Genomic DNA, 3,643 nt, shown 5'->3' with positions numbered 1-3,643 from the left:
CTGCCCGACATCGGCATCCGGGCCGCTGAGGACGCAGAGACAGCTGCCGTCACCCGCAGCCGTCACGAAGAGGACGCCCTCCTCGAACTCGACCATGGTCTGCCGCACCCGGCCCGTCCGGAAGTGGTTGCCCGACCCCTTGGCGAGGCTGTGCAGCCCGGATGCGACCGCCGCCAGATGCTCGGCGTCCTGACGTTCCAGCGTCGCGCTCGCCCCCGTCACCAGCCCGTCGTTCGACAGCACCAGCACATGCCGCACCTGCGCGATCCGGTTGGTCAGGTCGTCCAGTAACCAGTCGAGCCCCTTGCTGAGTGCCATTGGCGTTTCCTCCCCGATTCCCCTTCAGCTGCGTGCCAGCCTTTCTCACCGCCGCCGTCTGGGCAACCCGCCCTACCCCTCCCTCCGGCCGTTCTGCGCTGATTGACGCAAGATGGGGACATGGCACAGAAAATGTCGAGGGATCAGTGGCAGAAGTTCCTCTCCGAGGGCACCCGCACCGGCAAACTGGCGACCGTACGGGCCGACGGAAGCCCGCATCTCGCGCCCATCTGGTTCCTGCTCGACGGGGACGACCTGGTCTTCAACACCGGGCAGGACACGGTCAAGGGGCGCAATCTGGCGCGGGATCCCCGGGTCAGCCTCTGCGTGGACGACGACCGGCCCCCGTTCTCCTTCGTCACGGTGCAGGGCCGGGCCGAACTCAGCGATGAGCTGGGCGAGGTACGCGAGTGGGCCACCCGAATTGCCGCCCGCTATGTGGGCGATGACCTCGCCGAACAGTTCGGGGCCCGCAACGGCGTCCCCGGCGAGCTGCTCGTTCGGGTCCGCATCGAGAAGGTCATCGGCCTCGCCGATATCGCCGACTAGTCGAACGGTGAAGTAATTCGGCCGAAATCAATCGTTCACGGTCGCATCACGACCTTTACCGCACCGTCCTGCTTCTGCTGGAACATCTCATAGGCGCGGGATGCCTCCGCCAGCGGCAGGCGGTGGGTGGCGAAGCCGTCGACGCCCAGCGGATCCTCGTCCGTCAGCAGCGGCAGGATGTCGTCGGCCCAGCGGCGGACGTTCGCCTGCCCCATCCGCAGCTGGATCTGCTTGTCGAACATGGTCATCAGCGGCAGCGGGTCGGTCATTCCGCCGTAGATACCGCTCAGGGAGATCGTGCCACCGCGCCGCACCAGCACGATGGCCAGCCGGAGTGCCGCCAGCCGGTCGATACCGGCCTTGGCCGTGAGCTTCGCGCCCCAGTCCCGCGGCAGTATCCCGGCGGCCCGCTGCGCGGTCCGGCCTACCGGGCTGCCGTGGGCCTCCGTCCCCACCGCGTCGATGACCGAGTCCGGGCCGCGGCCCCCGCCCGCCGAGAGCACGGCGTCGACCAGGTCGTCCTGGTCGTCGAAGTCGTTCAGGTCGAACGTCTCGACGCCGTCGGCCCGGGACCGCCGCAGCCGCTCGGGCACCAGGTCCACGCCGATCACCCGCCCGGCTCCCCGGTGCCTGGCGACCCGGCAGGCCATGGCACCGATGGGTCCGAGGCCGAGGACGCACACCGTGCCCTCCCGCGGGACGGCCGCGTACTCCACCGCCTGCCAGGCCGTGGGCAGGACGTCGGAGAGGTAGACGAAGCGGTCGTCCGGTGGCCCCTCGGGCACCTTGATCGGACCGTACTGGGCCTGCGGCACCCGCAGATACTCCGCCTGGGCGCCCGGCACCGCGCCGTACAGCTTGCTGTAGCCGAAGATCTCCGCGCCCATGCCGTACTCGATCACCTGCGTGGTCTCGCACTGGGTCGGCAGGCCGGAGCCGCACATCCAGCAGGATCCGCAGGCGATCTGGAACGGGACGACCACCCGGTCTCCGGGCCGGAGACCGGTCACCTCCGGACCGGTCTCCTCCACGATCCCCATCGGCTCATGGCCGATGATGTCGCCGGGGGTCATGAAGGGCGTGAGCACCTCGTACAGATGGAGATCGGACCCGCACAGTCCGGTGGTGGTGATCCGTACGATCGCGTCCGTCGGTTCCTTGAGGATGGGGTCGGGCACCGTTTCCACGCGCACATCGCGTCTGCCCTGCCAGGTCACCGCTCGCATCGCCGTGTCCTTTCGCGTGGTCGTCGGCTCGCTTGGTCGTCGGCCATCTCGGCAAGATGCGCCGAGTACCCGGTGAGGAACGGCCGAAGCGGCGACGGAACCCCACGTTCCACGGTCAGCCGAGGGCGCGGCGCAGCTGCTCGCCGACCCGCTCCACGAGCCGGGCCGTCTCGGCGGCGGCCGTGGCCGGGTCGGTGCCCGCGGCGCTCAGCACGACCAGGCAGGTTCCGGCGCCCGCCGCCGCGACGAAGAGGGTGCCGCTCTCCAACTCGACCATCGTCCGGCGCGCCGGGGCAGGGCGCGCACGGCGCCCCGTGCTCCTGGCCAGGCCGTGGAACCCGGAGGCGATCTCGGCCAGGGATACCGCGTCCCGGCGGGAGAGCCCGCGGGAGGCGATCAGGACGGTCCCGTCCTGCGAGAGCAGCACGGCATGGCGGGCGCTCCCGGCGCGGGCCGCTCCATCGCCCAGGATCCCGTCGAACAGGCCCGGGTCGAGCAGGCTCCGGTCGAGACCTGCCGAAGAGCGGGCAGCGGCTGCGCGGCGCTTGAGCATGACGGTCTCCCTCGGTCGGCACGCGCCGCGAGCGGGCGACGCGCTCGGGGTCCCCCCATGGGCCAGCGACGCTAGCCCGCAAGGGGGCGCATTGAGGGGCGCATTACGAACCTGTTGGAATTTGACAGAGTCAGTTTCTCGAATGACCGATCGATGCCCGAATCTATTCTCAGGACGAAACTGTTCCCCGGACGAAGGAGCCCCGTATGCGCCAGGACCGCGCGCAGGGAAGCCACCGAGACAGCGCGGCCGACGTGAGGGACTTCTTCACGCCCCGGGCTGCCGACTGGGACAGCCGATTCCCCGACGACGGCCCGGCCTATGCGGCCGCCGTCGCCGATCTGGGCCTGCGCCCCGGGGACGCGGTGCTCGACGCGGGCTGCGGCACGGGCCGCGCCCTGCCCGCGCTGCGCGCCGCGGTGGGTCCCCGCGGGACCGTGCTGGGCTTCGACCTCACGCCCGCCATGCTGACGGCCGCCCGAGAAGCCGGTCGCGACCGGGACGGGACGCTCGCCCTCGCCGATGTCGCCCGGCTGCCGCTGCTTTTTTGGTTGTCTCGACGCCGTCTTCGCCGCCGGGCTGATCTCGCATTCTCACCGACCCCCGGGCCGGGCTGAGCGAACAGGCCCGGGTGGTGCGCCCCGGCGTGTTTTTTCGCGCTGTTCCACCCGGTGGGACGCGCCGCCCTCGCCGCCCGCCACGGCCGGCAGATCACCCCTGATGATCTGCGGGCCGAGCCCAACCTGCGGCCGCTGCTGGCCCGTTGCGGCTGGCGGCTGGAGGCGTACACGGACGAGGACACCCGTTTCCTGGCCCTCGCCGTCCGTCAGGGCTGACGGTCGGCCGAGCCACGCCGATCGCCCGGCAGCGTGCCGGTCGCGATCGCCGCGGTGAACGCCGACGGGTCGTCGAACATCACGTTGTGCCCCGCACCGGGAACGGTCGTCACCACCACTCCCGCGGCCACCAGTTCATCGCGCCCGGTGAGGGCATCGCC

General features: G+C 70.9%; 4 protein-coding genes and 1 pseudogene. 2 read left to right on the top strand and 3 right to left on the bottom strand.

Translation table 11 applies throughout. The features are described from left to right. Positions 1-318: roadblock/LC7 domain-containing protein (locus SSOG_RS43790; RefSeq protein WP_009720760.1), on the bottom strand; the 318-nt coding region annotated here is incomplete at its 3' end. A gap of 120 nt (positions 319-438) precedes the next feature. Between SSOG_RS43790 and SSOG_RS43785 the strand changes: the two genes are divergently transcribed. Next, entirely contained in the window at positions 439-867 is a 429-nt protein-coding gene (locus SSOG_RS43785) for a PPOX class F420-dependent oxidoreductase (RefSeq protein ID WP_009720759.1), read from the top strand. Positions 868-902: 35 nt separating this feature from the next. Here the strand turns inward: SSOG_RS43785 and SSOG_RS43780 are convergent, their stop codons facing one another. Both SSOG_RS43780 and SSOG_RS43775 read right to left on the bottom strand, forming a co-directional pair. Next, positions 903-2,093 carry an alcohol dehydrogenase catalytic domain-containing protein gene (locus tag SSOG_RS43780; protein WP_009720758.1) on the bottom strand — a complete coding sequence of 397 codons (1,191 nt, stop codon included), beginning with the start codon at positions 2,091-2,093 and terminating at the stop codon, positions 903-905. Positions 2,094-2,208: 115 nt separating this feature from the next. After that, complete coding sequence (locus SSOG_RS43775) at positions 2,209-2,646, bottom strand: roadblock/LC7 domain-containing protein (protein ID WP_009720757.1); 438 nt, start codon at positions 2,644-2,646, stop codon at positions 2,209-2,211. A 206-nt stretch (positions 2,647-2,852) separates the two neighbouring features. On the opposite strand from SSOG_RS43775, the pseudogene SSOG_RS43770 reads away from it, so the two are divergent. Beyond that, positions 2,853-3,482, top strand: a pseudogene (locus SSOG_RS43770) (class I SAM-dependent methyltransferase). The last annotated feature ends 161 nt before the right edge of the window (positions 3,483-3,643 follow it).

It is taken from the genome of Streptomyces himastatinicus ATCC 53653 (assembly GCF_000158915.1).
GTDB lineage: Bacteria > Actinomycetota > Actinomycetes > Streptomycetales > Streptomycetaceae > Streptomyces > Streptomyces himastatinicus.
The sequence above is the reverse complement of the archived record's forward strand: the minus strand, read 5'-3'. Positions and strand labels throughout refer to the sequence as shown.

Bases quoted from the DNA above. Each gene is read 5' to 3' on its own strand.
- SSOG_RS43785 (WP_009720759.1), top strand. From the start codon at position 439: ATGGCACAGAAAATGTCGAGGGATCAGTGGCAGAAGTTCCTCTCCGAG.
- SSOG_RS43780 (WP_009720758.1), bottom strand. From the start codon at position 2,093: ATGCGAGCGGTGACCTGGCAGGGCAGACGCGATGTGCGCGTGGAAACG.
- SSOG_RS43775 (WP_009720757.1), bottom strand. From the start codon at position 2,646: ATGCTCAAGCGCCGCGCAGCCGCTGCCCGCTCTTCGGCAGGTCTCGAC.